Annotated in this window: 23 protein-coding genes; 9 read left to right on the top strand and 14 right to left on the bottom strand. The window is 63.2% G+C overall.

The window, feature by feature from the left end; genetic code table 11:
* Positions 1–46 precede the first annotated feature (46 nt).
* The 9 genes from CN933_RS07405 to CN933_RS07365 form a co-directional block, all read right to left on the bottom strand.
* Positions 47–799 carry a F0F1 ATP synthase subunit A gene (locus tag CN933_RS07405; protein WP_018094382.1) on the bottom strand — a complete coding sequence of 251 codons (753 nt, stop codon included), beginning with the start codon at positions 797–799 and terminating at the stop codon, positions 47–49.
* Between the two features lie 60 nt (positions 800–859).
* Entirely contained in the window at positions 860–1,219 is a 360-nt protein-coding gene (locus tag CN933_RS07400; RefSeq protein WP_018094381.1) for an AtpZ/AtpI family protein, read from the bottom strand.
* Positions 1,220–1,508: 289 nt separating this feature from the next.
* Positions 1,509–2,666: a cell wall hydrolase gene (locus CN933_RS07395; protein ID WP_080636397.1), complete on the bottom strand. Its 1,158-nt coding sequence runs from the start codon at positions 2,664–2,666 to the stop codon at positions 1,509–1,511.
* 205 nt (positions 2,667–2,871) lie between these two features.
* Positions 2,872–4,773 carry a potassium transporter Kup gene (locus CN933_RS07390; RefSeq protein ID WP_033047212.1) on the bottom strand — a complete coding sequence of 634 codons (1,902 nt, stop codon included), beginning with the start codon at positions 4,771–4,773 and terminating at the stop codon, positions 2,872–2,874.
* Positions 4,774–4,789: 16 nt separating this feature from the next.
* On the bottom strand, positions 4,790–5,770 hold the full coding sequence (locus CN933_RS07385) for a magnesium transporter CorA family protein (protein WP_018094378.1): 981 nt from the start codon (positions 5,768–5,770) through the stop codon (positions 4,790–4,792).
* Positions 5,771–6,090: 320 nt separating this feature from the next.
* Positions 6,091–7,245 (bottom strand): Mrp/NBP35 family ATP-binding protein, encoded by a 1,155-nt coding sequence (locus CN933_RS07380; RefSeq protein WP_018094376.1) that lies wholly within the window; start codon positions 7,243–7,245, stop codon positions 6,091–6,093.
* Positions 7,246–7,868: 623 nt separating this feature from the next.
* The gene (nurR, locus tag CN933_RS07375) at positions 7,869–8,702 is read right to left on the bottom strand and encodes a LuxR family transcriptional regulator NurR (RefSeq protein WP_018094375.1); all 834 of its coding nucleotides are present in this window, start codon (positions 8,700–8,702) and stop codon (positions 7,869–7,871) included.
* Positions 8,703–8,873: 171 nt separating this feature from the next.
* Positions 8,874–9,614: a helix-turn-helix transcriptional regulator gene (locus CN933_RS07370; RefSeq protein WP_018094374.1), complete on the bottom strand. Its 741-nt coding sequence runs from the start codon at positions 9,612–9,614 to the stop codon at positions 8,874–8,876.
* A gap of 225 nt (positions 9,615–9,839) precedes the next feature.
* Entirely contained in the window at positions 9,840–10,694 is an 855-nt protein-coding gene (locus tag CN933_RS07365; RefSeq protein WP_018094373.1) for an IclR family transcriptional regulator, read from the bottom strand.
* Between the two features lie 127 nt (positions 10,695–10,821).
* Between CN933_RS07365 and CN933_RS07360 the strand changes: the two genes are divergently transcribed.
* The 6 genes from CN933_RS07360 (at position 10,822) to CN933_RS07335 (ending at position 16,836) form a co-directional block, all read left to right on the top strand.
* On the top strand, positions 10,822–11,592 hold the full coding sequence (locus CN933_RS07360; protein WP_018094372.1) for an SDR family NAD(P)-dependent oxidoreductase: 771 nt from the start codon (positions 10,822–10,824) through the stop codon (positions 11,590–11,592).
* Complete coding sequence (locus CN933_RS07355) at positions 11,589–12,509, top strand: 2-dehydro-3-deoxygalactonokinase (protein WP_018094371.1); 921 nt, start codon at positions 11,589–11,591, stop codon at positions 12,507–12,509. Before CN933_RS07360 ends, CN933_RS07355 begins: the two co-directional genes overlap by 4 nt.
* A 14-nt stretch (positions 12,510–12,523) precedes the next feature.
* Positions 12,524–13,162: a 2-dehydro-3-deoxy-6-phosphogalactonate aldolase gene (locus tag CN933_RS07350; protein WP_018094370.1), complete on the top strand. Its 639-nt coding sequence runs from the start codon at positions 12,524–12,526 to the stop codon at positions 13,160–13,162.
* Positions 13,159–14,043: an SMP-30/gluconolactonase/LRE family protein gene (locus CN933_RS07345; RefSeq protein WP_018094369.1), complete on the top strand. Its 885-nt coding sequence runs from the start codon at positions 13,159–13,161 to the stop codon at positions 14,041–14,043. The genes CN933_RS07350 and CN933_RS07345 overlap by 4 nt, the downstream gene beginning before the upstream one ends.
* An 89-nt stretch (positions 14,044–14,132) precedes the next feature.
* Positions 14,133–15,857: an IlvD/Edd family dehydratase gene (locus CN933_RS07340; RefSeq protein ID WP_018094368.1), complete on the top strand. Its 1,725-nt coding sequence runs from the start codon at positions 14,133–14,135 to the stop codon at positions 15,855–15,857.
* A 346-nt stretch (positions 15,858–16,203) separates the two neighbouring features.
* A complete protein-coding gene (locus CN933_RS07335) occupies positions 16,204–16,836 on the top strand; it encodes a PRC-barrel domain-containing protein (protein WP_018094366.1) in 633 nt (210 codons plus the stop codon).
* An 81-nt stretch (positions 16,837–16,917) separates the two neighbouring features.
* Here the strand turns inward: CN933_RS07335 and CN933_RS07330 are convergent, their stop codons facing one another.
* The gene (locus CN933_RS07330) at positions 16,918–18,462 is read right to left on the bottom strand and encodes a trimethylamine methyltransferase family protein (protein WP_102761388.1); all 1,545 of its coding nucleotides are present in this window, start codon (positions 18,460–18,462) and stop codon (positions 16,918–16,920) included.
* 90 nt (positions 18,463–18,552) lie between these two features.
* Here CN933_RS07330 and CN933_RS07325 point away from each other — a divergent pair, with 90 nt between their 5' ends.
* A complete protein-coding gene (locus tag CN933_RS07325; RefSeq protein WP_018094364.1) occupies positions 18,553–19,527 on the top strand; it encodes a LysR substrate-binding domain-containing protein in 975 nt (324 codons plus the stop codon).
* Here CN933_RS07325 and CN933_RS07320 read toward each other — a convergent pair.
* Positions 19,500–20,849 (bottom strand): putative bifunctional diguanylate cyclase/phosphodiesterase, encoded by a 1,350-nt coding sequence (locus tag CN933_RS07320; protein ID WP_018094363.1) that lies wholly within the window; start codon positions 20,847–20,849, stop codon positions 19,500–19,502. The two genes, CN933_RS07325 and CN933_RS07320, sit on opposite strands and share 28 nt — an antisense overlap.
* Positions 20,846–22,711, bottom strand: coding sequence for a response regulator (locus CN933_RS07315; RefSeq protein WP_180980699.1), 1,866 nt, complete (start codon positions 22,709–22,711; stop codon positions 20,846–20,848). The genes CN933_RS07320 and CN933_RS07315 overlap by 4 nt, the downstream gene beginning before the upstream one ends.
* 238 nt (positions 22,712–22,949) lie before the next feature.
* Between CN933_RS07315 and mutL the strand changes: the two genes are divergently transcribed.
* Both mutL and CN933_RS07305 read left to right on the top strand, forming a co-directional pair.
* The gene (gene mutL, locus CN933_RS07310) at positions 22,950–24,761 is read left to right on the top strand and encodes a DNA mismatch repair endonuclease MutL (protein ID WP_018094361.1); all 1,812 of its coding nucleotides are present in this window, start codon (positions 22,950–22,952) and stop codon (positions 24,759–24,761) included.
* Positions 24,762–24,854: 93 nt separating this feature from the next.
* The gene (locus tag CN933_RS07305; RefSeq protein ID WP_018094360.1) at positions 24,855–25,085 is read left to right on the top strand and encodes a DUF2093 domain-containing protein; all 231 of its coding nucleotides are present in this window, start codon (positions 24,855–24,857) and stop codon (positions 25,083–25,085) included.
* On the opposite strand, the gene lpxK is transcribed toward CN933_RS07305, so the two are convergent.
* A complete protein-coding gene (lpxK, locus tag CN933_RS07300; protein ID WP_018094359.1) occupies positions 25,086–26,126 on the bottom strand; it encodes a tetraacyldisaccharide 4'-kinase in 1,041 nt (346 codons plus the stop codon).
* Between the two features lie 141 nt (positions 26,127–26,267).
* A complete protein-coding gene (locus tag CN933_RS07295) occupies positions 26,268–26,978 on the bottom strand; it encodes an HAD family hydrolase (protein WP_102761387.1) in 711 nt (236 codons plus the stop codon).
* Positions 26,979–26,991 lie beyond the last annotated feature (13 nt).

Genomic DNA, 26,991 nt, shown 5'->3' with positions numbered 1-26,991 from the left:
GCGCTTCCGGCGGCAAGCCGACCGGAAACCAGCGACTGTTTATTCCTTAGTGGCCTCCGGGGTGGACCGCATCGTTGAGGTACATGCAGGTCAGCACCGCAAAGACATAGGCCTGGAGGAAGGCGACAAGGAATTCAAGACCGGTAAGGGCGACGGTCATGATGAGCGGCAGGATCGCGCCGCCGATGCCGAGCGCCCCAAAAGCGCTGAGCGATGCGACGAAGCCTGCGAAGACCTTCAGCGTGATGTGGCCCGCCAGCATGTTGGCGAAAAGACGGACCGAGAGGCTGATCGGACGGGAAAGGAACGAGATGATTTCGATCGAGACGACAAGCGGCAGAAGCGCGCCCGGCACGCCTTGCGGCACGAACAGCTTGAGGAAGCCGAAACCGTGCTTGTAGAAGCCGTAGAGAAGGACGGTGCCGATCACGAAGACCGCAAGCGCGAAGGTGACGATGATCTGGCTGGTGACGGTGAAGAAATAGGGGACCATGCCGAGCAGGTTCGCCGTCAGAATGAACATGAACAGCGAGAAGACCATCGGGAAGAACTTCATCCCGTGACTGCCGGCGCCCTCGCGAAGCATCGAGGCGATGAATTCGTAGGACATTTCCGAAACCGACTGCATGCGCGTCGGGATCAGCCCACGCTGCGACGTCGTCAGATAGAGGAAGCCCGCGGCCGCACCCACTGTCGCGACCATGAACAGCGACGCATTGGTGAAGGAAAAGTCAATTCCGCCAATCTCGATCGGGACAATCTTGTTGACCAGGAACTGGTGGGTCGGATCGTTTGACACCGCGCTTCTCTTTCGTTTTGCCCGCCCGCGAGCGGAAATCCTGTTCTTCCCGGCGACGTATCAGACGCCGCCGTCCTCTTTGTCCGTGCCCGGCTCACCCTTCCGCTCGTCGGGCTTCGCCACCACACCGGCGGAACGCAGCACGTTCAACACGCCGGCACAGAAGCCGAGTAGCAGGAGGACGATCATGCCCCACGGCCCTGTACCCGCAAAGTGGTCCAAAAGATAGCCCAGAAACGCCCCGACCAGGATGCCGGCGATGAATTCGCTCGAAAGCTTCATCGCCGCCGCGTACCCCTTGCGGCTTTCATCGGCGCGCCCATCCGCCCCTTCCGAGACATCCGCCCGCTTCTTGGACTTGATGTCGTCGCCGAGGCGCTTGAGCCGCGCTTCCAGACTTTCTTCCGGCTTCTCCGTCACATGGCTCCCCTTTGCACCCCCACGCGGTCGAACGCGATCTCGGTCATACAAACGGCCGCTGTTCAAGCCACGCTTCGGCCCCATTTGAAGTCGCGCGCAACATAGTTTTAGGCACCCGCATAGTCAAGGCATGCGGGCACCTTCGACGTGGACAATATTCTTATTTTAATTCAGAGGCTTAGCAATAAATCCGGCAAGCTGCGACAAAGGTGCAGAGGGAATCGCAGCCAGCGGCGGGGTCACACCCGCGGCTCCGGCGGCCGACAGGGACGCTGAGGCGGCTACGCCGTCAGCTCCAGCCGCCGCCATAGGTTCTGTAGAAGATGTGCAGCCCGATCTTGCCGACCCGCTTCATCGTCTTGGCCCAGGCGGGATTCACATAGGTGGCGTGATAATGGGTCGCCGAGCCGACTTCCGACAGCCATATCCTTCCGGAGGTGACCGCCAGCGCGACTTCCTTGGCCGTCTTCCAGTGCGATCGCGAATAGATAAGGTCGCGGATCATGTCGCAGGCGAAAGAGAACTGGCAGCGGTTGCGCCAGGCCTTGTTCTGGTAGACGACGCCGCAGATCGTCTTCGGGTAGGTCGGATTGCGGACGCGATTGAGAATGACCTGCGCCACCGCGGCCTGGCCCTTGACGGACTCGCTGCGTGCCTCGAAATAGATTCCCTCGGCCAGACAGGTCTGCTCTTCCTTGCTGAAGACGGTTGGCGGCAGCGGCGTTGCCGCCCAGGCATGATCGTCGGGCGCGATATCCGGAATGAAGCGCCCTGCATTTTCGTCGTTCCGCAGGATCGAATCGAAGGGTGATTCACGCGCATAGTCCGGCTCGGGCCGGATATAGGCAGTCGCAAGAATGTCGGGCTTGTCGTTGGTGACGAGCTTGGCCAGCATCGGCGAGAGGCCCGGTTCCGGCTTCGGCGGCGACTTGCGGTAAAAGACCGTGGCGATCTCTATTTCCTTGCCTTTGATCTTCGGCTTGGCAAAGACCATCTTTTCGGGGCCGTCGACGGCCGGACCGATAAGCGAGCTCGTGCGCTGAAGGATGGACCCGGCGCTGAAGTCCTTGGGCGGGGTCACCGGCGTTACCGCGACGATTCGCCCCTTCTTCAGCTTCCGCGTCACGCGATCCTCGTCCGGCGTCCCCTGGTGTTTGGATTCGGCGGTCAGCGCCACGCGGCCGCCTTCCGGCAGGGTCATGCCGGCGCCGCCATCGAGCGCACCGGTGGTGATCGGGTCCGTGAAGACCATCTCGACTTCGTGGAGAGAGCCGGCCGGCGACGGAGTGAGATAGGTGCGCCAACGCTCGCCGCCGCGGTTGATGCCGGACAGAAAAGTCGCAATGTCCGAATAGGCGACCGCCGAGGGGAAGCCGAGGAATACGGCAAGGCCTAGGATCGCCGGGGCCCGCCAGGCCGAGAACGAAAACCGAAACTTGTCACGCAACTTCCAACTCTTACGCACCGGTCGGCTCCAGGAACTCTTTCTCAAGCACGCGCTCTCGCAAGCCGGCGATGAGCCAGCGACAAGATTCCATGCAGGACGCTAGGGTTTGGAAGCGGCCGGCCGGCTCGCCGGGACCGCTTCGCGTGAGCCTTGAAAATGCGGCATTAACCTTGATGTTTGGTTAATGCGGACGCAGTGAAACGGATCAGATGATTACGTGAGAGCCGAGTTCGACCACCCGGTTCGTCGGCAGGCGGAAATAATCGGAGGGATCGATCGCAGCATTGGCGAGTGCGATGAACAGACGGTCCTGCCAATGCGGCATGCCGGACTGGGCGTCGGGCACGAGTTTGCGGCGGCCGAGATAGAAAGAGGTGGACATGATGTCGAATTTCAGGCCCGATTTTCTGAAGAGGCCCAGCGCCTGGGAGACATTCTGCGTCTCCATGAAGCCGAACTTCATTTCCAGCAGAGTGAAACGCTCCGACAACCGCCGCGCGCTGACCCGCTCTTCCCTCGGCACCTTCGGCGTGTTTGCCGTCCGGATCGTCAGAATGAAGTTCTGCTGATGCAGAACGTGGTTGTGTTTGATGTTGTGCAACAGGGCGGCAGGAGTCGATTCCGGATCGCTGGTCAGGAATATCGCCGTGCCGGTCACCGACACCGGCGCGTGCTCGCTCTGGCGCTCGACCGATTTGATGAAGCTTGCCAGCGGAATGTCGATATGGCGGGTCTTGGCGTGCAGGATTGCTGTGCCGCGCTTCCAGGTCCACATGATGACGATGAAGGTCGCCGCAATCAGGATCGGCACGTAGCCCCCGTCGTGGATCTTCAGCATGTTGGCGCCCAGGAAGACGAATTCCAGCGCGAACAACGGCAGCAGCGCACCCGCCGCCCACCAGCTCGGCCAGTTCCACCGCATACGCAGGAATTCGAAGGAAAGCACCGTGGTGACCACCATCGCACCGGTGACGGAGATGCCATAGGCGGTCGCGAGCGCCTCCGAGGAGCCGAAGAGGAAGACGAGCGCCATGACGCCGAACATCAAAAGCGTGTTGACGTTCGGCAGGTAAATCTGGCCCGTATGGGTCTCGGACGTATGGAAGATCGCCATGCGCGGCAGGAAACCAAGGTGGATGGCCTGGCGCGTCAGCGAAAAGGCGCCGGTTATGACCGCCTGACTGGCGATGATGGTGGCCGCGGTCGCAAGAATGACGGCGGGCAGCAGCGCCCATTTCGGAAACATCAGGAAGAACGGATCGGACATCGCCTCCGGGTTCTTCAGCACGAAGGCGCCCTGCCCCAGATAGTTCAGCGTGAGCGCCGGGAAGACCACGGTGAACCAGGCCCATTGGATCGGCCGCCTGCCGAAATGGCCGAGATCGGCGTAAAGCGCCTCGGCACCCGTGACCGTCAGGAAGACGGCGCCGAGTACGACGATACCGACATAGCCTTCGTTGAAAAGAAAGGTGACGGAATAATACGGGTTGAAGGCTCTGAAGATCGACAGGTCGTCGGAAATATGCACGAAGCCGATCGCGCCCATGACGACGAACCAGATGAGCGTTATCGGGCCGAAGAAATTGGAAACCGCGGCAGTACCTTTGGACTGAACGGCGAAGAGGAGCAGGAGGATGACCACGGCGATCGGAACGACGTAGTCCGAAAGGGCCGGGGTCACCAACTTCAAACCCTCGACGGCCGAGAGCACCGACAGTGCCGGTGTTATCATAGCGTCGCCGATGAAGAGTGCGGCGCCGGCAATGCCCATGAAGAACAGTATCGCCGTGTGACCATTGGCGGTCTTCATGAGCAGCGCAAGCAGGGAGAGCGTGCCGCCCTCGCCCTGGTTGTCCGCCCGCAGCAGGAAAAGCACGTATTTTATCGTGACAATGATCGTCAGCGCCCAGATCATCAGCGAGATCAGACCGATGATCTCGACGTCCGTCACACCGTCGTGCGCGACGGGGCGCAACGCCTCGCGGAAGGCATAGAGGGGGCTGGTGCCGATATCGCCATACACGACGCCCACGGAGCCAAGCGCCAGAACCAGCAGGCGACGGATATTCTCCACGCCGGGTGTCGCGGGAGCAGACAATTGAGACATGTTGCTCAACAGGCCCTTAGAGCCAGCCTTTCCAGCGGAAGAAGAAAAAGGGGATCACGGCCGAAAGTACCATGGCCGCAAGCGCCCACGGATAGCCGAACTGCCATTCAAGCTCAGGCATGATGCGAAAGTTCATGCCGTAGACAGAAGCGACCAGCGTCGGCGGCAACAGAACGACCGAAGCGATCGAGAAGATCTTGATGATCGCATTCTGCTCGACATTGATCAGGCCGAGCGAGGCATCGAGCAGGAAGGTGATATTTCCAGAGATGAAAGCCGTGTGTTCCGAGAGCGACTGGATGTCCCGCGATACCGTACGGCAAAGTTCCCGGCTTTCCTTGTCTGCTTGAACGTCGGGAACCGTATAGACGAAGGTCAGCAGCCTGGAGAGCGAAGCGAGGCTGTCGCGCGTTTTCGCAACAAGCCGATGATGGCCCGCGACGTCGCGCAGGCGTGCTTCGAGAAAGTGCGGTGGCCGGTGCCGCCGGCCAGACGCCTTGTCGCCGAAGACCTGGAGCGCCAGGTCGTCGATCCTGTCGACAGCCTGCTCGAGAATTTCCGCCGTCCTGTCCACAATCGTCTCGAGCAGGCGCGTCAGAATCACCGCGCCGTTGCGGCAGCCGCCGGGGATACGATGCATGCCGGCCTTGAACAGGCCGAAGGCCCTCGGCTCGGCATAGCGGACGGTGACAAGGCGCTTGCCTGCCAGAATGAAGCCGACATCCGTCAACCCCGGCATTTCCGTGTCGCTTCGATAGACGAGCGAAGCGGTCATGAAGACGGCACCGTCGTCCGTATAAAGCCTGCTCGAAGGTTCGATGTCCCTCAGATCGTCCCGCGTCGGAATGGGAATTCCGAGCAGTCCCTCGATCATCAGGTCTTCCGCCTTGGTTGGCTCGACAAGGTCAATCCAGACGAGATCGGGACGCAGGGCCGACGGCGGCTCGGCCGTGGAGAGAGCGACCGCTTCACCGTTGATACAATAGCCTGTGATCATGCGGCCGCCTTTTTCATGCAGCCGACGACGATGAACCTTGATGATTTCGCAGGATCAGCCGCCACACGATTTTCCACAAAGCAGATTCATCCGATGAAGGCTTTCAGCCGTTTCGACGCCGGTTGACGGCAGTCGGGCGACCAAAGTCTCCGGCGATGGCAGTGGCTCGCTTTGACTTGCCTATGCGAGCCAAGGGGATATGACTCAACCCCGACGCAAAATCAATGGCCATCGGGGATCCGGTGCTTCCCTGTCGGATGTCTCGGTCGCGCCGCACTGAATCCCCCGGCAGGTCGCTTGGGCATGACCGCGGCGAAGCGCTATTCGAAGACGATGTTCGGCATCGCACGGCTGTTGTCCTGCCGGGCAGCGGTGACCTCTCCCCAGACCCGCGCCGCGATGTCGCGATAGACGCGCGCGACCTCGCCATCGGGCTCGGACGCCACGAGAGGGGTTCCCGCATCGGAGGTCTCCCGGATGCCCATGGTCAAAGGCACCTCTCCAAGGAACGGTACGCCGATGCGCTCGGCTTCCTTGCGCGCGCCGCCATGACCGAAGATGTCGTAGCGCCTGCCCGTATCGGGCGCCACGAAATAGCTCATGTTTTCGACGATCCCGAGAACCGGAACCTCGACCTTGCGGAACATGGCGAGACCCTTGCGGGCATCCACGAGCGCCAGGTCCTGCGGCGTCGACACGATGACGGCGCCTGCGAGCGGCACCTGCTGAGCCATCGTCAGCTGTGCGTCACCGGTGCCCGGCGGCATGTCCACGACCAGGACGTCGAGGTCCCCCCACGCCACCTCGCGCAACATCTGCAGGAGCGCCGACTGGATCATCGGGCCGCGCCAGATCATCGCGACCTCCTCGTCCACGAGGAAGCCCATCGACATGACTTTCAGGCCGTAGTTTTCCATCGGGCGGATAAGCCGCCCCTCGATCTGTTGCGGGCGGCCGGAAATCTTCAAAAGCCGCGGCATCGAAGGGCCGTAGATATCCGCATCGAGGAGCCCGACCTTCAGCCCGTTTGCCTGAAGCGCCAACGCCAGATTGACGGAGGTGGTGGACTTGCCGACTCCGCCTTTGCCCGAGGCGACGGCGATAATGGCACCGACGCCGGGGATGCCGGCCTTTGGTGCAGCCCCGCCGCCCGCCCGCTGCGCCGGCGCATGGCCCGTCGGAGCCGGCCGGGGCCGCTCCACCGGGCCCTTCTGCGGAGCGGCCTTGCGGTCGGCAGTCAATGCCACCATGGCGGCCTTCACGCCGGGAATCTCGCGCACGACCCGTTCGGCGGCCGCCCGCATCGGTTCGAGCTCCTTCGCCCGATCCGCCGGCACGGTGATCGAGAAGTAGGCCTTGCCGTCGGAAATGAACACATCGGACACAAGGCCGAGGTCGACGATGTTTCCTTCCATATCCGGACCGCGGACGGTCCGTAGCTTCTCCAAAACCATTTCCCGGGTGACATCCGGCATGTCGGCCTCTTGCTCTTTCGTTGGCGCGCAACGCTTTCGACTGCTCTATCGCTAGCCCAAATCGCACCCGATTTAAGGAACTGGGTATTAGATAGTCGAGCCGGGGCACTTCGCCAATGCGACAGGTGGGAAAATGAGAGGGCCGCCAACCGATCATCGTGTCCGTACATCCGGGATCACGGGCGATCGGCGGCGGCCCTTGTCGCGACCTTCCTGGGCGCTGTCTTATTATGGTCCCCTCTGGACACGGAATTGAATATGCACAATGCGTGCCAGTTGGAGCTTTCCGGAAAAAACCAGAGTTTCCAATAAATTGCTCTTCATCTATCGAGGATACGCAAGAGACTGCGCTGCTCATTTCCTGAGCAGGCGCGCCATTTGGACACGAAATGCTCGCAGATGCGCCGGCCACTTGCTCCGGCCGATGGGGCTGCCGGCTAAAGCTGTTGAGATCGAATAACCGCTGCGGCTTGTTTGATTTCCTCATTCCTGTGCTTGTCACAGGAATCCAGCCAGACCAAGTCCTTGGGCTGAAAGAACGCTTCCCGCGCCGCAGACGCGGCGCTGCCCTCATTCCTGTGACAAGCACAGAGATGGGGGCGGAGGATGACTCTCAACAGGCCCTAGCTGATATAGCCTTTTTTCATCGCCTTCACGACCGCCTGCGTGCGGTTCACCGCGTCGAGCTTCTTCGTGACGTGGTTGAGGTAATGATTCACCGTGTGTTCCGACAGGCCGAGGATACCGGCGATTTCCGAGCTGGTCTTGCCGGCGGCCGTCCAGCTCAGGCACTGGATCTCCCGTTCGGAAAGAACCGTATTGGTGTTCTTCCAGACAGAGCCGATCTCGGCAAGCCGGTTATAGACGTGAATTGCGATCATCTGCAGTTCCATCGCCGCCGTCATCGGTAATTCCGCTTCCGGGCCCATGAGGATGACCGCGCCGCGGCCACCTTCGGCATCGTGGACCGGGAAGTAATTGGCTTGGAATATGCCGTTATCGCGCAACATGGCGATGTAATCCGCGGCAGAGTCGGGCTTGCCTCCCTCCCTCTCCCAGTCTTCAAGCTTGATCTGAAACGGCGTCGTCGTCTCTCTCAACCGTCGCACCCCGGTGCTGAAGCGCAGCATCGAAAGGCTGTCATATTTGTTGAGGAGCTCGGCCGGCATGTTCGAGATCACCGTGGTGGCGGAGAGCCGCTCTACCTCGACTGCAGGGATCGAACAGATGAGAAACGTCTTGAAGCCGAAAATCGGCGTAATCCGCCGCATGTAGCGAATAATGTCGAACTGGGTCTCGAGCCTTGCTATCTCAGGCGCGAAATCGCCGCCCCGGGGCAGATCGATATCAGTCGTCCCCCTCGTGATCATCTCTTGCATCGGTGCGGTTCCATCGCAGTCATCGACTATCAAATAGCCCGAGCGGCCGAGCAATGCCAACAGGTGATTGACGATCATCACCTCTGATGCGCAAAACCCTGTGCATTTCGACCGTGCCGATGAGCGCCGACTCCGCCTTCAGCCGCTCGCGCCGAAAGACGGCCGCGTCGCGTTCGCGTGCCTCCATTTCCCGTGCTTGTCACAGGGATGAGAGAGTAAAGGGCTCTATTCATGTCCCGCCTGCGTCGATCAATTGATCAAGCCCGCGCGTATCGCCTTGGCGACAGTTTGGACGCGATTGACCGAATCGAGCTTGCGCGTCGCACGGTTGAGATAGTGGTTCACCGTATATTCCGACAGTGCCATTATGCGGGCCATCTCCACCGTCGTCTTGCCAGCCGCGGCCCAGCGCAAACACTCGATCTCGCGCCGGGAAAGGCTGCCCGGGCCGCGTCGGTCGCGCGTTCGGACTTCGCTCAGCCGGCTGTATAGAAGGCCGGCCCAGAGGTTCAGAGCCTGCATCTCGTCGTCGGACACGGCGGACCTGTCACCGCCGAAGGCGATGGCGGCGCGGTGACCCGCGGCATCATGGACCGGCAGATACACCCCGCGCGGCATGTTCGCCTGTTCGAAAACGCATATGGCAGCTTCGCCCTTTCCGTCCACGCGCCCGCGCGCGAGCAGATGAGCATCATAGGTGAAGGGAATTGTGCTGCGCCGCAACCGCTGGATCACGGGACTGCCGTCGATCAGGCGGGCACTGTCGTAGCGCCTCAGGAAATCCATCGGCCAGGTCGTCATGAGCGCCTGCGCAGTGAGACTGTGGGACCCCGACTCGGGAATGGCGAGGACCATGAAGCCTCGAAAACCGAAACCTTCCGACACTCGGCCGAGCGCGCTCCGCACATCATCCTCGCTGTCGATCGACCCGCTGATAGCGTGACCGTCAGGGAGGACCAATGAGGATATATCCACGCTGAAATCGATCATCTTCCGCCCGCCTCTCACATCCGCGTTCCAGCTGGAGCATGACGCTCGCGCTGTCATACCCACGCTATCGCTTCCACCAGAATTCCGCCCGATGCAACCAGCCGTGGCAGCAGACCGGCATTGAAGCTACTTATCTTGAACCTTTTCGTCCAGTCGAAACTTCTAATTTACCGTAAAGCGGTCCCGCGCACTTTTTCGTGGAAAACATGCTGTAATCCTTAACCGTTACGGAGACCTTTGCTCGTCCGGCAGGACACGCGGCGCCGCAGCCCCCGTTTCCCGCCCGGGGCCAAGCCGGATCCGGACCTCTTCCTCGATCTCTGCCGCCACCTCGCGCACGTCCTGCGCCCAGGCGGTCAGCTGCTGCAGGCTGACCCGATAGGATGGACCGGTCACGGAGATCCCTCCGACCAGGTCGTGTTCCGGAACGCTGATCGGGGCAGCCACGCAGCAGATCTCCGCCTCGTGCTCCTCCCGGTCGAAGGCATGGCCGTCGTGCCGGACTTCCTCGATCTCGGCAAGGAGCGATTCTATCGAACGATGCGTTTGCGCCGTGAACGGGTGAAACTCCATTCCGGTCGATATCCGCTGCAACTCGCCTGCGGGAAGAACCGACAGAGCCGCCTTGCCGATACCCGTACAATAGGCCGGCGACGCCTTGCCGATCTGCGAACTCATACGGACGGTCTGCCGGCTTTCCACCTTGTCGACATAGATGATCTCGGTCTCCCGCAGCACGCCCAGATGCACCGTCTCGCCGGTCAATTGGTGCAGGTGCAGGAGATAGGGGGCGGCGATCTCGCGAAACCGGTTCCCCGACCAGGAGCGATAAGCGAATTTCAACAGGCGAAGCCCGGGCTCATAGGACAAGTCCCGGCGCTGCACCAGCAAGCCCTCTTCGACGAGATGGCCAAGCAGCCGGTGCAGGGTTCCGCGGGGCTGACGGACGGTCTGCAATATATCCGTGAAGCGCTGAGGGCGGTCGGCCATGGCTACTGCCTCCAGCACGGCCATTGCCTTGCCAAGCGTGCCGGTGCCGACGAGGTCACCTTCCATGTCGTCTTCTTTCTTCCGCTTCATTTCTTATCCGCTTTCCGCTGCGCTATCTTGACAGGGTAAAAGCATTGGCGCGATAATTCCATATAATAAAACACAGTTCCGGATATTGGAACAACCAATCCCGCAGCCGCGGTATCAGGGAGAAGCCATGACCTTGCCGAGCAGCCAGTTTCCTGATCTGCGCGATCGCGGAGTTCTGGTCACCGGCGGCGGCTCCGGCATAGGAGCCGCACTGGTGGAGGCGTTCGCCCGGCAAGGCGCCCACGTCGCCTTCGTGGACATTGCAGCGGAAGCGAGCCTGGCGCTCTGCGAGAAGGTCGCGGCCCAGACCGGGCAGGCGCCGCATTTCATCCAGGCAGACCTCCGCAATGTCGGGGCCGTGCGGGCCGCAGCCGACGAGGCGGCCGCCAAACTCGGCTCCGTCCGTGTCCTCGTCAACAACGCCGCGCGCGACGACCGGCAGGCGCTCGAAGCGGTCACTGAGCAGAGCTGGGACGAAAGCCTTTCCGTCAACCTCAGGCATATCTTCTTCATGTGCCAGGCGGTCGCGCCCCACATGCAGCAGCAAGGCGGCGGATCGATCATCAATTTCTCCTCGATCGCCTTCATGCTCAATATGCCGGAAATCCCCGCCTACTCTGCAGCCAAAGCCGGGATCATAGGCCTCACCAAATCGCTCGCCGGCAAGCTCGGACCGGATAACATCCGCGTCAACGCGATCCTGCCCGGCATGATCGTTACGGAGCGGCAGCGGCGCTTGTGGCTCACGGAAGAATCGATCGCGCGGATGCAGGAAAGGCAGTGCCTCAAGCGCATGCTCGTCGCCGACGATCTCGTCGGCCCATGCCTCTTTCTGGCGTCGGACGGTTCGGCGGCGATGACCGCACAGACCATGATCATCGATGGAGGCGTGTTTTGACGACGGCAGGCTATTATGCCGCAGTGGATTGGGGAACATCCAGCTTCCGACTGTGGATCATCGGCGAGGACGGTGCGGTGCTGGCCGAACGCCGCAGCGCCGAGGGCATGACGACGGCCGCAAAGACCGGTTTTCACACGATTCTCGACGGCCATCTCGCCGCGGTCGCCGCGCCTGCGCATCTGCCGATCATCATCTGCGGCATGGCTGGCGCCCGTCAGGGCTGGAAGGAGGCCGGGTATATCGAAACTCCCGCAGCACTCGCCGAGATTGCCGGCCGTGCCACGGCCATTCCCGATGTCGACCGCGACATCCGCATTCTCCCCGGCCTCGCCCAGCGCGACCAACGGCATCCGGACGTCATGCGCGGCGAGGAGACGCAGCTCCTCGGCGCTGCCGGGCATCTCGGCGCCGGCAGCCATCTCGTCTGCATGCCCGGCACGCACAGCAAATGGGTCCGTCTTGCCGACGACAGGGTCGAGGGCTTTTCCACCTTCATGACCGGCGAGCTCTTCGACACCATCGCGCGCCACACCATCCTCAGCCACGCGGTGGCAGAAGCGGAAACCTTCGCGACCGGGAGCGCAGCCTTTACGGATGCAGTAAGCCGCACGAGGGAGAACCCGGCGCTCGCAACCAATCTGCTCTTCTCCGTTCGTGCCGGGCAGCTTCTGCACGGCACCGGCGCCGCCGATGCGAGAGCGCAATTGTCCGGGACCCTGATAGGCCTGGAGATCGCCGGAGCGCTCGCGGCCTCGGGCACGGTGGACGGCGTATGCCTCGTCGGCTCCGGTGGGCTCGGCACGCTTTATCGTACTGCCCTCGAAAGCCAGGGCCTCAACGTCCGGGCCGTCGACGCCGATGAGGCGGTGCGGGCCGGTCTTTCCTCAGCCGCCCGTGCGATTTGGCCTTTGTGATAGAAAGAAAGAACATGGAAAGAATCCCCCTGCCTCCGATGAAACGCCCGCTGATCGCGATCCTGCGCGGCCTGAAGCCGGAGGAGGCGGAAGGCGTGGTCGGCGCCCTCATCGAAACAGGCTTCACGGCGATCGAAATCCCGCTGAATTCGCCCGACCCGTTTCGCTCCATCGAGACGGCCGTCAAAATGGCTCCGGCCGGGTGCCTTATCGGCGCCGGTACGGTGCTGACGACGGCCCAGGTGGAACGCCTCGCCGATGTCGGCGGGCGGCTGATGGTGAGCCCCAATGTCGAGCCGGCAGTCATCCGGCTTGCTGCGACGAAAGACATGGTGACGATGCCAGGCGTTTTCACGCCGACGGAGGCATTGGCGGCGGCCGCCGCCGGAGCCAGCGGCCTCAAGTTCTTTCCGGCAAGCGTGCTCGGCCCCTCCGGCATCGCGGCGATCCGCGCGGTGCTGCCGGGCGATCTCGAGATCGCGGCGGTCGGCGGCGTGTCGGAGGTCAATTTCGCCGACTATGCAGCGATCGGGATCCGCAGCTTCGGGCTCGGTTCGAGCCTTTACAAGGCCGGGATGAGCGCCGGGGAAGTGCGGCAGCGGGCCATTGCCACGCTCGCAGCCTATGATGCCGTCTATGGAGGCCAGCAGTGACCGATCTCGTTCCCTTTTCCGGCCGAACCCTTTCGGAAGCCGCGTGCGAACTCGGCGAAGGCCCCACCTTCGACCCCGACACCGGAACGGCCTGGTGGTTCAATATAACGGGCCGCGAGTTGCATGAGCTTCATCTCGAAAGCGGACGGAAGGCGATCCATCCCCTGCCCTTCCTCGGCAGCGTGCTTGCGGCGATCGATCCGCTACGGCAGTTGATCGCCTCGGATCAGGGCCTTTTCGTGCGCGACACCGAAAGCTCGAAGCTACGCCATTTCGCGACGCTCGAGGAAAAGCCGGGCAACCGCTCCAACGACGGACGCGTCCATCCCTGCGGCGCGCTTTGGGTCGGCACCATGGGGCGCAGCGCCGAGAAACATGCGGGTGCGATCTACCATGTGGCCGGCAGCCGCGTCACGAGGCTCTATGGCAACATCACCATTCCCAACGCGATCTGCTTTTCCCCGGACGGGGCTACCGCCTATTTCACCGACACCGACGTCAACCAGCTGATGCGCGTCGACATAGATCCGGCGACGGCGCTCCCGACCGGCGATCCGGTGCTGCTTTCGGACGAAAGCACGAGCCCGGGCGGCGTCGACGGCGCCGTCTGCGATGCCGACGGGCTGATCTGGAACGCCCGCTGGGGCGCAAGCGCCGTGGAGGTCTATAAACCCGACGGCCGGAAGGTCGCCCGTTACGCCGTGCCGGCGACGCAGCCGAGCTGCCCGGCTTTCGTCGGCGCCAGGGCCGAACGTCTGCTGGTGACCTCGGCCTGGCAGGGCATGGACGACGCCGCGCGGGCAGCCGACCCGCAGGGCGGGAAAACCTTCGACCTCGGGATCGAGGTCAAAGGGCGCTTCGAGCCCGCATTCCGACTTTAAATCCCCCAAACAACAAAGACTGGCGTCGCGCCGGCGAAAAATCATACAATTGCTCCATTGCGCTGAATCGCGGTGGAAGGAGTGCTCGGATGAGCGACAAGAAAAAAGAACTGAGAAGCCGTCACTGGTACGGCGGCACGCACAAGGACGGCTTCATTCATCGGTCCTGGATGAAGAATCAGGGGTTTCCCGACCATGTTTTCGACGGCCGGCCGATCATCGGCATATGCAACACCTGGTCGGAGCTCACGCCCTGCAACAGCCATCTGCGTATCCTCGCCGAAGGGGTGAAGCGCGGCGTCTGGGAAGCGGGGGGCTTTCCGGTCGAATTTCCGGTGTCGTCGCTCGGGGAGACGCAGATGCGTCCGACCGCCATGCTCTTCCGCAACCTGCTTGCAATGGATGTCGAAGAGGCCATCCGCGCCTATGGCATCGACGGCGTCGTGCTTCTCGGCGGCTGCGACAAGACCACTCCGGGCCAGCTGATGGGAGCGGCCTCGGTCGACCTCCCGACGATCGTCGTTTCCTCCGGCCCCATGCTGAACGGCAAGTGGAAGGGCAAGGATATCGGGTCGGGCACGGACGTCTGGAAGTTTTCGGAGGCGGTACGCGCCGGCGAAATGAGCCTGCAGGAATTCATGGCCGCCGAAAGCGGCATGTCGCGCTCGCCGGGCGTCTGCATGACCATGGGCACGGCGACGACGATGGCGTCGATCGTGGAAGCCATGGGCCTGTCGCTTCCGACGAACGCCGCCCTGCCCGCGGTCGACGCCCGCCGCATGGCGCTCTCGCACATGACCGGCAAGCGCATCGTCGAGATGGTCCACGAGGACCTCAGGCTGTCGAAAATCCTGACAAGGGAGAACTTCGAGAACGGCATCATCGCCAACGCCGCTGTCGGCGGGTCGACCAATGCCGTGGTCCACATGCTGGCGATCGCCGGGCGCGCGGGTATCGACCTCTGTCTCGAGGATTTCGATCGGGTGGGCGGTCAGGTGCCCTGCATCGTCAACTGCATGCCGTCGGGCAAGTATCTGATCGAGGATCTCGCCTATGCGGGCGGCCTGCCGGCCGTGATGAATCGAATCCAGCACCTGCTGCACGCCGACGCACCGACGGTCTTCGGCGTTCCGATCAGCAAATATTGGGAGGGCGCGGAGGTCTATAACGACGATGTCATCCGCCCGCTAGACAACCCGTTGCGTGCGGCGGCGGGCATTCGCGTGCTGAAGGGTAATCTTGCGCCCAACGGTGCGGTGATCAAGCCGTCTGCGGCAAGCGAACATCTGCTCGCCCACGAGGGGCCGGCCTATGTCTTCGACACGATCGAAGACCTCAGGGCCAAGATCGACGATCCCGACCTGCCGGTCACCGAAGACACGATCCTCGTGCTCAAGGGTTGCGGACCGAAGGGCTATCCCGGCATGGCGGAAGTCGGCAACATGCCGATTCCACGCCGGCTCGTCGAAAAGGGCGTGCGCGATATGGTGCGCATCTCCGATGCGCGCATGTCCGGCACCGCCTTCGGCACCGTCGTTCTTCATGTGAGCCCAGAAGCCAATGCCGGCGGGCCCCTGGCGATCGTCAGGACCGGCGACCGGATCCGCCTGGACGCCCTGAAAGGCGAGCTGAACCTGCTCGTCAGCGAGGAAGAACTGGCGGCCCGGATGGCGGCCTGGCAGCCGCCCGAACAGAAATGGCATCGCGGCTACTACAAACTCTATCACGACACGGTGCTGCAGGCCGACAGGGGCGCGGACCTCGATTTCCTCGTCGGCAAGAGCGGCAGCGAGGTCCTCCGAGAAAGTCACTGATCGAGCCTTCGCCCCGGACCCTGGAGCCATGAAGGCGTCCCCTTCGAAAGACAACCGGAATGCGAGCTTCTGCGCCGCATGTTCACCGAGCATGCGGCGCAGCCGCATCGAGCGCACACCAATGGAAGCCTCGTTCCAGCCAGCTCGGCGTTCACTTTTTCCGGAACAGTTTGCGTTGCCGGGCGTTGCTTGAGTGTCATCGGCGCAGCATCCCTGGCCCAACTTGAGGCTGCGCCTGGATCACGGTGATGACATCGTGATCGATGCCAAAGGGCTGGAAGGGAATGCGGGCGAAAAGCGCACGTAGTGCCCTCTAGCCGACAACGTCAACGAAAGGCAGTCTGACATGAAAGAGAGACTTATATCTTCCGTTGCCGCTGGCGCGCTTCTCGTGGGCGTTGCCGTTGCCCCGATGAGCTTCGCACAGCAAACCACGACGCCTCCGGCTACGGCACCTGAAACCCAGACCATGGAACCCGCCCCGGCTCCGGCTACCCCGCCGGCCGCCGACGAGCAGGCGCAGACACCGGATACGGCAGACACGACGACCGATATGGCGGCTGGTGACGCCAGCTACCTGACAGAGCAAGCGGAAAACCAAGTGTCCGCGAATACTTATATCGGCCAGTCCGTCTACAATGCCAGCGATGAAAGCATCGGCGAGATCAACGACCTGATCATCGAGAAGGAAGGCGGTATCGCTGCTGCCATCGTCGGAGTTGGCGGCTTCCTCGGCATCGGGGAAAAGAACGTCGCGGTTCCGTTCGACAAGATCGCGATTGCCGACCAGCCCGATTCGGACGAGATCAAGCTGACCACGACCGAAACGGCGGATTCGCTGAAGGGTGCTCCGGAGTTCAAGACGAAATCGCAGGTAATGGCCGAGCGCAACGCCGACCAGCCGGTAGATACGTCGACGACTTCGGCAACGGGTACGACCCCGGCACCGGCGCCTGCGGAACCTGCCCCGCAGCAGTAAGCCGCAGGCTCTAAAACGAACAACAGAAGCGGCGCCCATGGCGCCGCTTTTCGTCGTCTGGTGGCAACGCGTTGGAGATGCTCAGTACCACGCGTCGGCCATGCCGCTTTTGCGTCTGTCGACATAGTCGTTCAGCGCTTCGTCGATTGCCGCATCCAAGGGCGGCGCCTCATATTCGGCGAGAGCCTTTTTCCAGCTCCTGTTCGCCCGCAGCGCCATGTCGGTTTCGCCCTGTTCCACCCATTTCTCGAAGGGCTCGTTATCGGAAAGGGCGCTGTCCCAGAAGGCGGTCTGATAATTGCGCATCGTGTGGCCGGAGCCAAGGAAGTGGCTGCCCGGACCCACCTCCAGGAAGGCGTCCATGGCGAGCGTATTGTCGTCGACCACGACGCCGGCAAGATAGGAATGCAGTGCCCCGCAGAAATCCATGTCCATCATGAATTTTTCGTAGGACATGGCCAGCAGCCCGTCGGCAAAGCCTGCCGAGTGCAGGACGAAATTGGCGCCGCAATGTACGGCCGACAGCATCGACATGACGCCTTCCTGCATCGCCTGTGCATCCGGGCGCTTCGAGTTGGAGAAGTTTCCGGCGCAGCGCAACGGCAGGCCGAGCCGGCGTGCGAGCTGGCCGATGACCATGCTGCCGATCGCCGGCTCCGGCGTGCCGAAGGTCGGCGAGCCCGAGCGGAGCGACATCGAGGAAAGGAAGTTTCCGAAGATGACGGGCGCGCCCTTGCGTTCGAGCTGCGTCAGCGCACAGCCGGCAAGCGTTTCGGCATAGGATTGCGCAATCGCCCCGGCATTGGTGACCGGCCCCATCGCGCCGCCGAGGATGAACGGCACGATCACCGCGGCCTGGTTGGCGCGCGCATAGGCCCGCAGCGACTTCGTCATCGTGCCGTCCCAGACGAGCGGCGAGTTGACGTTGACATTGCCGAGAATGACGCAGTTGCCGTCGACGAATTCGGCACCGAAAAGAATGCGGGCCATTTCGATCGAATCCTCGGCACGTTCCTCCGAGGTAATCGATCCCATGAAGGCGCGATCGGAGTATTTTATGTGGCTGTAGACCATGTCGAGATGACGTTTGTTCACCGGCACGTCGCACGGTTCGCAGATGGTACCGCCGGAGTGGTGCAGCCAGGGGCTCGACTGGGCGAGCTTCACCAGATTGCGGAAGTCCTCGATGGTGCCGTAGCGCCTGCCCTTGTCCAGATCCATGACGAAGGGAGAACCGTATGCCGGAGAGAACACCACGTTGCGGCCGCCGATCTCGACGCTGCGGGCGGGATTGCGGGCGTGCTGCGTGAATTGCGCCGGCGCCGAGCGGACGATCTCTTTCAGCATCCCCGGCTCGAAGGTGACGCGAAGGCCCTCGATCTTCGCCCCGGCGCGCCGCCAGTGGTCGAGCGCCACCGGGTCGTCGCGAAACTCGATGCCGACTTCGGCGAGAATGCGGTCGGCTACCCCTTCGATCCGCTCCAGGTTCTCCTCGCCGAGGATGTCATAGGTCGGTATATTGCGGGCGATGTAGGGGACGCCGAGATTCTTGCTGCCCTCGCGTCGCTGCGGTCGCCCGCTCCGGGTCCGTTTCGGCGCCTCGCCGGTTGCTTCCAACACTTCCATGGTCGATCTCCCATCATTTGCAATGATGGTATTGACGAGAAAGGCTATTGTAACGCAGGAAAAATTCGACGCTTGATATAAGTGGTACTTATGGAAAACCTGCGCCGTCTCCTACCGTCTGCCGCGAGCCTCATCGTCTTCGAGGCAGCCGGCCGGCATCAGAACTTCACACGCGCTGCCGGTGAGCTCGGAATGACTCAGGCAGCGGTGTCCTACGCCATTCGAGGACTCGAGAACCAGCTGGGCGTGCCGCTGTTCCACCGTGTGCACCGGGCCGTCGAACTGACGGAGGCGGGAGAAAAGTTTCACGCGGATGTCTCGGTCGGCCTCGCGCGGATCCAGAAGTCGGCCGAAGGCATCCGCGCCAAAGGGCGCGAGACCAATGTGACGCTGGCGGCCTCGACGGCCTTCACCTCCATGTGGATGCTGCCGCGGCTAGCCCGGCTGCGCGAAGACCTGCCGGAGATCGACCTTCGCATCCAGACAAGCGTGCGCGACCTCGATCTGGATGAGGAGCCGATCCCGCTCGGAATTCGTGGCGGGGACCCCAGCCATTGGCCGCGCTATCACGCGGCGGTGCTGGCCGATGAAGTCATCCAGGCCGTGGCGACACCCGCCTATATCGAGACGCATGGGCTGCCGGCAACGCCCGCGGACCTCATCAGGCACAATCTTATCCACCTCGAAGAGCCCGTAAGGCGTGCCTGCGACTGGACCGAATGGTTCGCGAGCGCGGGCCTTGCCTATCCGGCGCAAGGCAAAAGGCTCGCGATCAACGATTACGTGCTCGTGATCCAGGCCGTGCTGGCGGGAGAGGGCATTGCGCTCGGCTGGGAGCATCTGACCGCCCGACAGGTGCGCTCCGGCGCGCTGGTGCCGGTCGGGGGGCATGTGCTGAGGACGGGCCAGGCCTTCTACGTCGTCTGGCCGCGGTCACGCGAACTCAACAGTCAGGCGCGCCGCATCCGCGACTGGCTTTTGGAGGAGGGCCTCCGCGATCGTTCGGGGGCCGAAACCGCAAGCGGGCATGAGGCGCTTCAGCGCACCGCCGCCATATCCGGGTAATGCTCGGAAAGGTAACGCAAGGTGGCATCGGCATCGGCGGGCTTGCCGTAGAAATAGCCCTGTCCCAGGCCGCAGCCGAGCGCCTTGAGCTTCAGCGCCTCGGATGAATGCTCGATGCCTTCGGCGACCACGGCGAGTTCCAGCCCCTCGCACATCGAAACGATCGCCTTGACGATATGTTCTGAAGTCCGGTCGGTGGAAATCCCCGAAACGAAGGTCCGGTCTATCTTCACCTTGTCGAGGGAAAAATCCCTGAGCCGCCCGAGGCTCGACTGGCCCGTTCCGAAATCGTCCAGCGACACGCGCACACCGGCCGCTCTCAATTCGGTGACGATCCTCTGGGCAGTACCGGCGTCGGCCATCGCAGCGGTCTCGGTGATCTCGAGTTCGAGGCGCCGGGGGTCGAGGCCCACCTGAGCTGTGATTGCCAGGAGCCGAGCGCTCGTCGCCGGATCCATCAGCTGGACCGAGGACAGGTTGAAGGACAGGAAGAGGTCCTCCGGCCAGGACAGGGCAGCCCGCGCCGCCTTGCGCAGAAGCATTTCGGAAAGCGCGTCGATGAATCCGCGCTCTTCCGCGAAAGGCACGAAGACGGCCGGCGAGACATAGCCGAGGTCGGCGTCGCACCACCGCGCCAGCGCCTCGAAACCCACCGGACGGTCGCTGCGCAGATCGACGATCGGTTGAAAGTGGACATCGATCCCACCGGCGATGATCGCATTGCGCAGTGCCTGCTCAAGCTGCGTCGCGTGCTTCATCTCCTGTGCGATCTCTTGCGAATAGACGGTGATCTGTCCGCGGCCGCGCCGTTTGGAGCGGTAGAGCGCGGTATCGGCGCTCTTCAGCAGGTCGTCGAACGTATCTCCGGCAAAGGGATAGACAGCAAAGCCGAACGAGGCCGAGAGCCGAACGTTCCGGTCGCCGAGTGCGAAGGGCGAAGAGAGCACTTCCTTTAGCATCTGGCCGCGCTTCTCCGCACTCCTTCGTTCAAAGACCAGCGGCAGGACGATGGCGAATTCGTCATCCGCGGTACGCGTCACCGTCGCGCCCTCGGGAACGCAGGCCTTCAGCCGGTGCGCCACCTGGCGCAGGATCTGATCGCCGGCCTCAGGGCCGAAGAGGTCGTTGATCGGCTTGAACCCGTCCAGATTTGCAAGGGCGATGGTAAAGGGTGCGGGATCGCTTGCCCGTTCGGCCGCGAGGGCGCAGACGGTTTGCTTGAGGTGGCGTGCATTGCCGAGCTCGGTCAATGGATCGACGAAGGAGGCACTATACGGCCTGTCCCGCTTCGCCCGATCGATACCGAGCTCCTGCAATGTCATTGCGATCCGCTCCGACCAGAACCCGAAACGTGCCTTTCGGCCGCCGGCAGGTGTTTCCGCAGCAGCATCTCGATCATGTCCGGGCTGACCGGCTTCATGATGTGGTCGTCCATTCCCGAAGTCCTGCAGCGCTCGAGGTCGATATCGAGCGCCTGGGCGGTCACGGCCACGATCGGCGTGCGACGGCCCGTGCCCTTCTCGGCCTGTCGAATGGCAATGGCGGCTTCAAAGCCGTTCATCACCGGCATGGAGACGTCCATCAGAACCAGGGCGGGCTGGAGTTCGTGCCAGAGGTCCACCGCTTCTCTTCCATCCGCGGCGATCCGGTGGGAAATCCCGAGCCCCTCCAGGATCTGCGCGAAGACGAACTGGTTGACCTGGTTGTCCTCCGCGACGAGGACTTCCACCGTCGGCGCCTGCGTCGCGGGCGCGAGATCGCGGTCGAGCGCAATCCCCCATTCGGGCTGCAGCAAGGGCGAACGCGCGCCGCGGGCGCGGACAGCGAAGATCTCCCCAAGCAGCATCGTCGCATCCATATCGCCCGATACCTCGACCCATGTACAGGCGCGCCAGGAGGCGAGAACGCGATGCTTCTCCGGAAAGGCGGTGTCGAGCAGAAGAAGGTCGATCTCCAATCCGCGGGCCCCGGCGGTCATCGCGAAGGCGTCGAGTTCCTCGCCATTGCGGACCGCACAGGCGTCGAGCCCGAAGCCGCGCAGCCGCGCCACGAATCGCTCTTCCATGTCCCGGTCGGCGGTCGCCAGAAGCACGCGCAATTCCCGCGCCGGCAGCATGTCGATCTTCGATCCGGCGTGGGCGAGTTGCTGCAAGTCGAGCGACCGGAAGGGATCGTAGAAATTCTGCGCAGGCGTGAAGATGCTATAGTCCCGGATCTGCAGACCGGTGTCGCCGCCTTTTTCCGAGCCGTCATACCAGACGGCGATATCGGTGACGTCGGTCATGCAGGTGACGACGAAATGGCGGCCGGGCAGGCCGATACAATATTTGCGCGTCACGACCCAAAGGTCGCTGCCGTCGGCGCGAACGATATGCTCCGCCTCCGAATGCGGCATGCCTGTCTCCAGGACGTGGCGGTCCGACCGTTCGAAGTGCTCCGCAAGCTCCGTTTCTACGAGGTCCGAGGCGGAACGTCCGAGCATGGCGTCCGGCGCGAGATCGTGGATGACGCAGAAGGCCGTGTTTACGGCGATGTAGCGGAGATTGCTGTCCTTGACGCAGATGGGATTGGGCTGAGCGTTGAGGATCTCTTCCGTCAGGGCGATCCGCTGGAGATCGGTCCGGGCCTGCTCGTCGCGCTTCTTCTGTTCGGAGACGTCGCTGACGGCGAGAAGGCCGATACCGCTCGACAGCCGCCGCTGACGCAGAGAGAGCCAGCGCGTCCGGCCGGCCCTCTCGACATTCTCGTAGCGTTCCCGCCAGTGGAGCGCCATCTGCTCGGCGATCCAGTCTTCGCGGTTCGGCCTGTGCCGGCTGGACTCCGGCAAGGTTCCGGGGCGCACGCCGGTATCGTATACCGCCCCCAGAAAATCGCGCAGCCGCGTCCCGGGAACCAGCATGCCGGCGGGCACGGGGAAAAATTGCAGTATCGAGGCGCTCGCGAAGGTGATGGTGTCGTCCCGGCCGAAAACGAGCAAGGCGGCGCCAAGCGTTTCGCCGCTTGCCTCCAGAATGATCCTGCTGATGTCTGCGCCGCCCGACGCCACATCATTCATCGCGCTGCCCTCGTTCCCGCTACAGCGCCAGCCGTCCTTGGACGCATAACGGGTGCTGTAGCACTCTGTCCGCTGAACGGCCTTCCCGGCCCGGCTACGGTCCGGCCAACCGATCAGCAGCGGTTTCATTTCGGGACATGCTGGCCGCCTTTGAGGCATCCTTCGAAGGGATGCGGGCGGCGTCCAGCAACGCCGCGGTGCTCCAGAGGCAAAAACCCGACGATCATTCAGGTTGCTGTGGAAAATTGCAGCAGAACGTTAAAGCCCGATTAAGTCGCAATACCGCTTTTTGCAGGTCCGGCCGGAAGCCTTGGAGAAGTGTGAGCGCGGGGCTTTCCCTCCCTCTCCGAATCCTGGAAAATAGGGCATGGCCATCAAACAACTTTCCGAAACGCTCATCAATCAGATCGCCGCCGGCGAAGTCATCGAACGACCGGCGAGCGCCGCGAAGGAACTGATCGAGAACGCGCTCGATGCGGGCGCGACGAGGATCGAGATCGCGACCGCCGGTGGCGGCAAGACGCTCCTCAGGGTCACCGACAACGGCATCGGCATGTCGCCGGCCGATCTCGAACTGGCGATCCGCCGCCATTGCACCTCCAAGCTCGACGACAGCCTCGCCGATATCCGGACGCTCGGTTTCCGCGGCGAAGCCCTGCCCTCGATCGGATCGGTGGCGCGCCTGTCGATCACCACGAGGACGGCGGAGGCCCGGGAAGGCGCGGCGATCACGGTCACCGGCGGCAGGAGCGAGCCCGCCCGGCCGTCGGCCGCTATCGTAGGCACCGTGGTCGAGGTGCGCGACCTCTTCTTCGCGACCCCGGCGCGGCTGAAATTCATGAAGTCGGAAAAGGCCGAGGCGGCGGCGATCTCGGAAGTCGTCCGGCGTATGGCGATCGCCTTTCCGAGAGTGCGTTTCGTGCTTTCCGGCTCCGATCGCACGACGCTCGAATTCTCCGCAACAGGCGACGACCGGCTGGCGCGGATGGCGCAAGTGCTCGGCCGCGATTTCCGCGACAATGCCATCGAGATCGACGCCGAGCGCGAGGATGCGCGGCTGACTGGCTTTGCCGGCGTGCCGACCTTCAACCGCGGCAATTCGCTTCAGCAATATGCCTTCGTCAACGGCCGGCCGGTCCAGGACAAGCTGATCATGTCCGCGATCCGCGCCGCCTATGCCGAGACCATTCCGCAGGGGCGCTACCCGATCGCGGTGCTGTCGATCACGCTCGACCCGGCTCTCGTCGACGTCAATGTCCATCCGGCAAAATCGGACGTGCGCTTCCGCGATCCCGGACTGATCCGCGGCTTGATCATCGGCGCCATCCGCGAGGCACTGGCGCGTGAGGGAGACCGGGCAGCGACGACCGGGGCGCATGGGCTGATGCGCGCCTTCCGTCCCGAGTTCCACCGGGCAGACCGGCCGCAGGAACCCTGGACGGCCGCCGTCTCGCCCTATCGGCCGCTGCGCTTCGACGAGACCGCGCGGGGTTTTGCAGAAGCACCCCAGGCGGCCTTCTCCGATTTCGCCCAGCCATCGGCGCGCAGCGCTGCCGCCGCCGTCGAGGCGACGCGGGCCGCCGATGGGCGGGCGGTTTCCTTCCCGCTTGGTGCCGCCCGCGCCCAGCTTCATGAAAACTATATCGTCGCCCAGACCGATGACGGGCTCGTGATCGTCGACCAGCACGCCGCCCATGAGCGTCTCGTCTTCGAGACGATGCGGACGGCGCTCCACGCCCGCCCGGTACCGGCGCAGGCGCTGCTGATCCCCGAGATCGTCGACCTGCCGGAAGACGATTGCGACCGGCTGATTGCGCATGCGCAGGAGTTCACGCGCCTGGGACTGGCCATCGAGCGTTTCGGCCCCGCGGCGATCGCCGTCCGCGAAACGCCGGCGATGCTCGGCGAAATGGACGCCGCCGGACTGGTTCGCCAGCTTGCCGACGAGCTCGCGGAATGGGATACGGCCGGTGGGCTCGCCGGCCGGCTCGAATATCTCGCCGCCACCATGGCCTGCCACGGCTCGGTTCGCTCGGGCCGCCGGTTGCGCACCGAAGAGATGAACGCTCTGCTTCGCCAGATGGAGGCCACGCCCGGCTCCGGGCAATGCAATCACGGCCGGCCGACCTATATCGAGCTGAAGCTGGCCGACATCGAGCGGCTTTTCGGGCGGAGCTGAGACCCTGCTGGAACCATCTTCCGAAACCACTGGTTTTTTGCAGAGCGCCGCGATAGATCAGGACGTCCACGATTAGACGAGGCCCGTTCAGGCATGATGAACCGTTTTGAAGGAAGCTCCTCCCGGGAGGCGAAGATCCGCTATCTCGACGGAGACTTCCAAGTCGTACTTGCCGGCTCGCACGTGATCTGTGCCGTTACGGGCAAGCCCGTTCCGGTCGATGAACTCAGGTACTGGAGCGTCGCGCGCCAGGAGGCTTACGCCGACGCGGATGCCTCGCTCGAAGCGGAACGACGCGCCGGCGGCCTGGCGGGTCAGGCTTGACTAACCTGTCTTGCGCTCGCGCAATCGGCGGGCGCGGGCGGCGGCAAGTGTCGCGTCGATGATTGCACCCGGCGCCGCCGGATCGTCGAAGCGCACCTCGATCTCGATCACGCGGCTTTTCGCCGCCAGTTCCCCTGCCCGTCCGTGTCCGGGCTCCAGGCGAACCATGTCCTTGGCCGTGGTCACCAGCGTATAGCCCCGGCTTGCGGCACGGTCGATCAGATCGGCAATCTCGTCCTCGGAGAAATGGTGGTGATCCGGGAAGGTCCGGGTCTCTTCGATCACCGCGCCAGTCTCGCGAACGGTCTTGAAGAACTTCTCCGGATCGGCGATCCCGGCCCAGGCAAGGACCTTGACGCCGTCGAGCGGCCCTGTATCCGTGCGCACCGTTTCGGCCACATAGACGGGCTTGCCGGCCCGTGCCGCCTGGCGGACGAGAGTATCGGCGGCGGAGCCGTGGCCGAGTTTCAGGAGAGCGTTGGCATGGCGCAGCTGATTGCCGATCGGCGCCCGAACCGGGCCGGAAGGCACGAGATGGCCATTGCCGATACCGCGGCCGGAATCGACCACCAGAAGGGCGAAATCGAAGACGAGCCGGGCACTCTGGAAGCCATCATCCATGATGATGATATCGGCGCCTTCCGCAGCAAGCTTGCGTGCGCCATCCACCCTGCGTCGGCAGATCACGGTGAGGGCCTCGCGGGCAAGCAGCAGCGGCTCGTCGCCGACGTCGCGCGCGCGATGGTGCTCGGGGTCGACCACCGTCGTGACGTCCAGCGACCCGCCATAGCCGCGGCTCAGGAAAGCGGGCTTCAGGCCCCGTGCCCTTGCGGCACGTGCAATCGCGATCGCCGTCGGGGTCTTTCCGGCTCCGCCGACGGTGAAGTTGCCTATGCAGATCAGCGGCACGGCGGAGGTCGCCCGGCGCGCCCGGTCCATGCGCATCCCGGCGATCCGACCGTAAACCCAGGAAAAGGGCCAAAGAGCATAGGCGCGCCAGTCGGCCTTGGTCCACCAGAACGGGGGCGCTTCTGAAACCATCTTTACCCGTAAATATCCGTGCGGCCGCTCCTGCACCTGGAGGGCAGGAAGGGCAAATCCAGAACTTTCCGCCGCGGGCATCGGCCGTGAGCGGTGTGACCGGCGACAAAGAACGTCAGAACGGAGAAAAAGGCAAGCCGATCAGTTCGTGAGCACCGCTTCCAGCTCGGTAATATCGGCGAGGCAGTGGTCGCAAGACGCGGCAAGCGACTGGCGCGATCCGGTGCCGGTCAAAACGGCAACCGTCATGCCGACGCCGGCACTGCGGCCCATATGCATGTCGTGATTGTTGTCGCCGACTACGGCCACCTCGTCGGGTGCAAGCCCCGTTGCGGCGCAAAACCCGAGCACCATGCCGGGCTCCGGCTTTGTTCCATAGCCGCTATCGTAGCCGGCGACGTAATGGAGGTAGTCCTCGAAACCGAAGCGTTTGGCGGTTTCCCGGATCGATCGCTCGTTGTCGCTGGAGGCGACGCCGAGCCGGTAGCCTTTCGCGTGCAGCCCGGCAAAAAAGGATGCGAGATCGGTCACCGGCACGGCATAATGCGCGGATTGTGCAAAGAGCCCGTCGAACAGCGCCGTCAATTCTTCCACGGTAAACGGCGCGCCGGCGCCGACCATGCCGATGGCAATCTCCACGGTATTCCCGGCCGCAAGCAGGCTGTCGGGAACGACATATCCGGTCTCCGGATCCATCCCGCCCGCCTGAAGGAGGACACGCGCAAGGCTCTCATTGCCCTTGGCGGCGATCCGCGCCAGCTCGTAATTCACCGGCACCCAGCTCTTCACGTAGTCGAGAAGGGTGCCGTCCTTGTCGAACAATATGCCGGCGATCGGTTTCGTTGCGGGCATGGTCCCTTCCAAT

The sequence above is a fragment of the Sinorhizobium sp. M4_45 genome (genome assembly GCF_002885915.1).
In the GTDB taxonomy this organism is placed as follows: Bacteria; Pseudomonadota; Alphaproteobacteria; order Rhizobiales; family Rhizobiaceae; genus Sinorhizobium; species Sinorhizobium meliloti_A.
Note: the sequence above shows the minus strand (reverse complement) of the source record. Positions and strands in the feature narration are given on the sequence as shown.

Coding starts and splice junctions, on each gene's coding strand:
- CN933_RS07390 (WP_033047212.1), bottom strand. CDS start 4,773: ATGTCTCAATTGTCTGCTCCCGCGACACCCGGCGTGGAGAATATCCGT.
- CN933_RS07385 (WP_018094378.1), bottom strand. CDS start 5,770: ATGATCACAGGCTATTGTATCAACGGTGAAGCGGTCGCTCTCTCCACG.
- CN933_RS07380 (WP_018094376.1), bottom strand. CDS start 7,245: ATGCCGGATGTCACCCGGGAAATGGTTTTGGAGAAGCTACGGACCGTC.
- nurR (WP_018094375.1), bottom strand. CDS start 8,702: ATGATCGTCAATCACCTGTTGGCATTGCTCGGCCGCTCGGGCTATTTG.
- CN933_RS07370 (WP_018094374.1), bottom strand. CDS start 9,614: ATGATCGATTTCAGCGTGGATATATCCTCATTGGTCCTCCCTGACGGT.
- CN933_RS07365 (WP_018094373.1), bottom strand. CDS start 10,694: ATGAAGCGGAAGAAAGAAGACGACATGGAAGGTGACCTCGTCGGCACC.
- CN933_RS07360 (WP_018094372.1), top strand. CDS start 10,822: ATGACCTTGCCGAGCAGCCAGTTTCCTGATCTGCGCGATCGCGGAGTT.
- CN933_RS07350 (WP_018094370.1), top strand. CDS start 12,524: ATGGAAAGAATCCCCCTGCCTCCGATGAAACGCCCGCTGATCGCGATC.
- CN933_RS07340 (WP_018094368.1), top strand. CDS start 14,133: ATGAGCGACAAGAAAAAAGAACTGAGAAGCCGTCACTGGTACGGCGGC.
- CN933_RS07335 (WP_018094366.1), top strand. CDS start 16,204: ATGAAAGAGAGACTTATATCTTCCGTTGCCGCTGGCGCGCTTCTCGTG.
- CN933_RS07330 (WP_102761388.1), bottom strand. CDS start 18,462: ATGGAAGTGTTGGAAGCAACCGGCGAGGCGCCGAAACGGACCCGGAGC.
- CN933_RS07325 (WP_018094364.1), top strand. CDS start 18,553: ATGGAAAACCTGCGCCGTCTCCTACCGTCTGCCGCGAGCCTCATCGTC.
- CN933_RS07320 (WP_018094363.1), bottom strand. CDS start 20,849: ATGACATTGCAGGAGCTCGGTATCGATCGGGCGAAGCGGGACAGGCCG.
- CN933_RS07315 (WP_180980699.1), bottom strand. CDS start 22,711: ATGAAACCGCTGCTGATCGGTTGGCCGGACCGTAGCCGGGCCGGGAAG.
- mutL (WP_018094361.1), top strand. CDS start 22,950: ATGGCCATCAAACAACTTTCCGAAACGCTCATCAATCAGATCGCCGCC.
- CN933_RS07305 (WP_018094360.1), top strand. CDS start 24,855: ATGATGAACCGTTTTGAAGGAAGCTCCTCCCGGGAGGCGAAGATCCGC.
- lpxK (WP_018094359.1), bottom strand. CDS start 26,126: ATGGTTTCAGAAGCGCCCCCGTTCTGGTGGACCAAGGCCGACTGGCGC.
- CN933_RS07295 (WP_102761387.1), bottom strand. CDS start 26,978: ATGCCCGCAACGAAACCGATCGCCGGCATATTGTTCGACAAGGACGGC.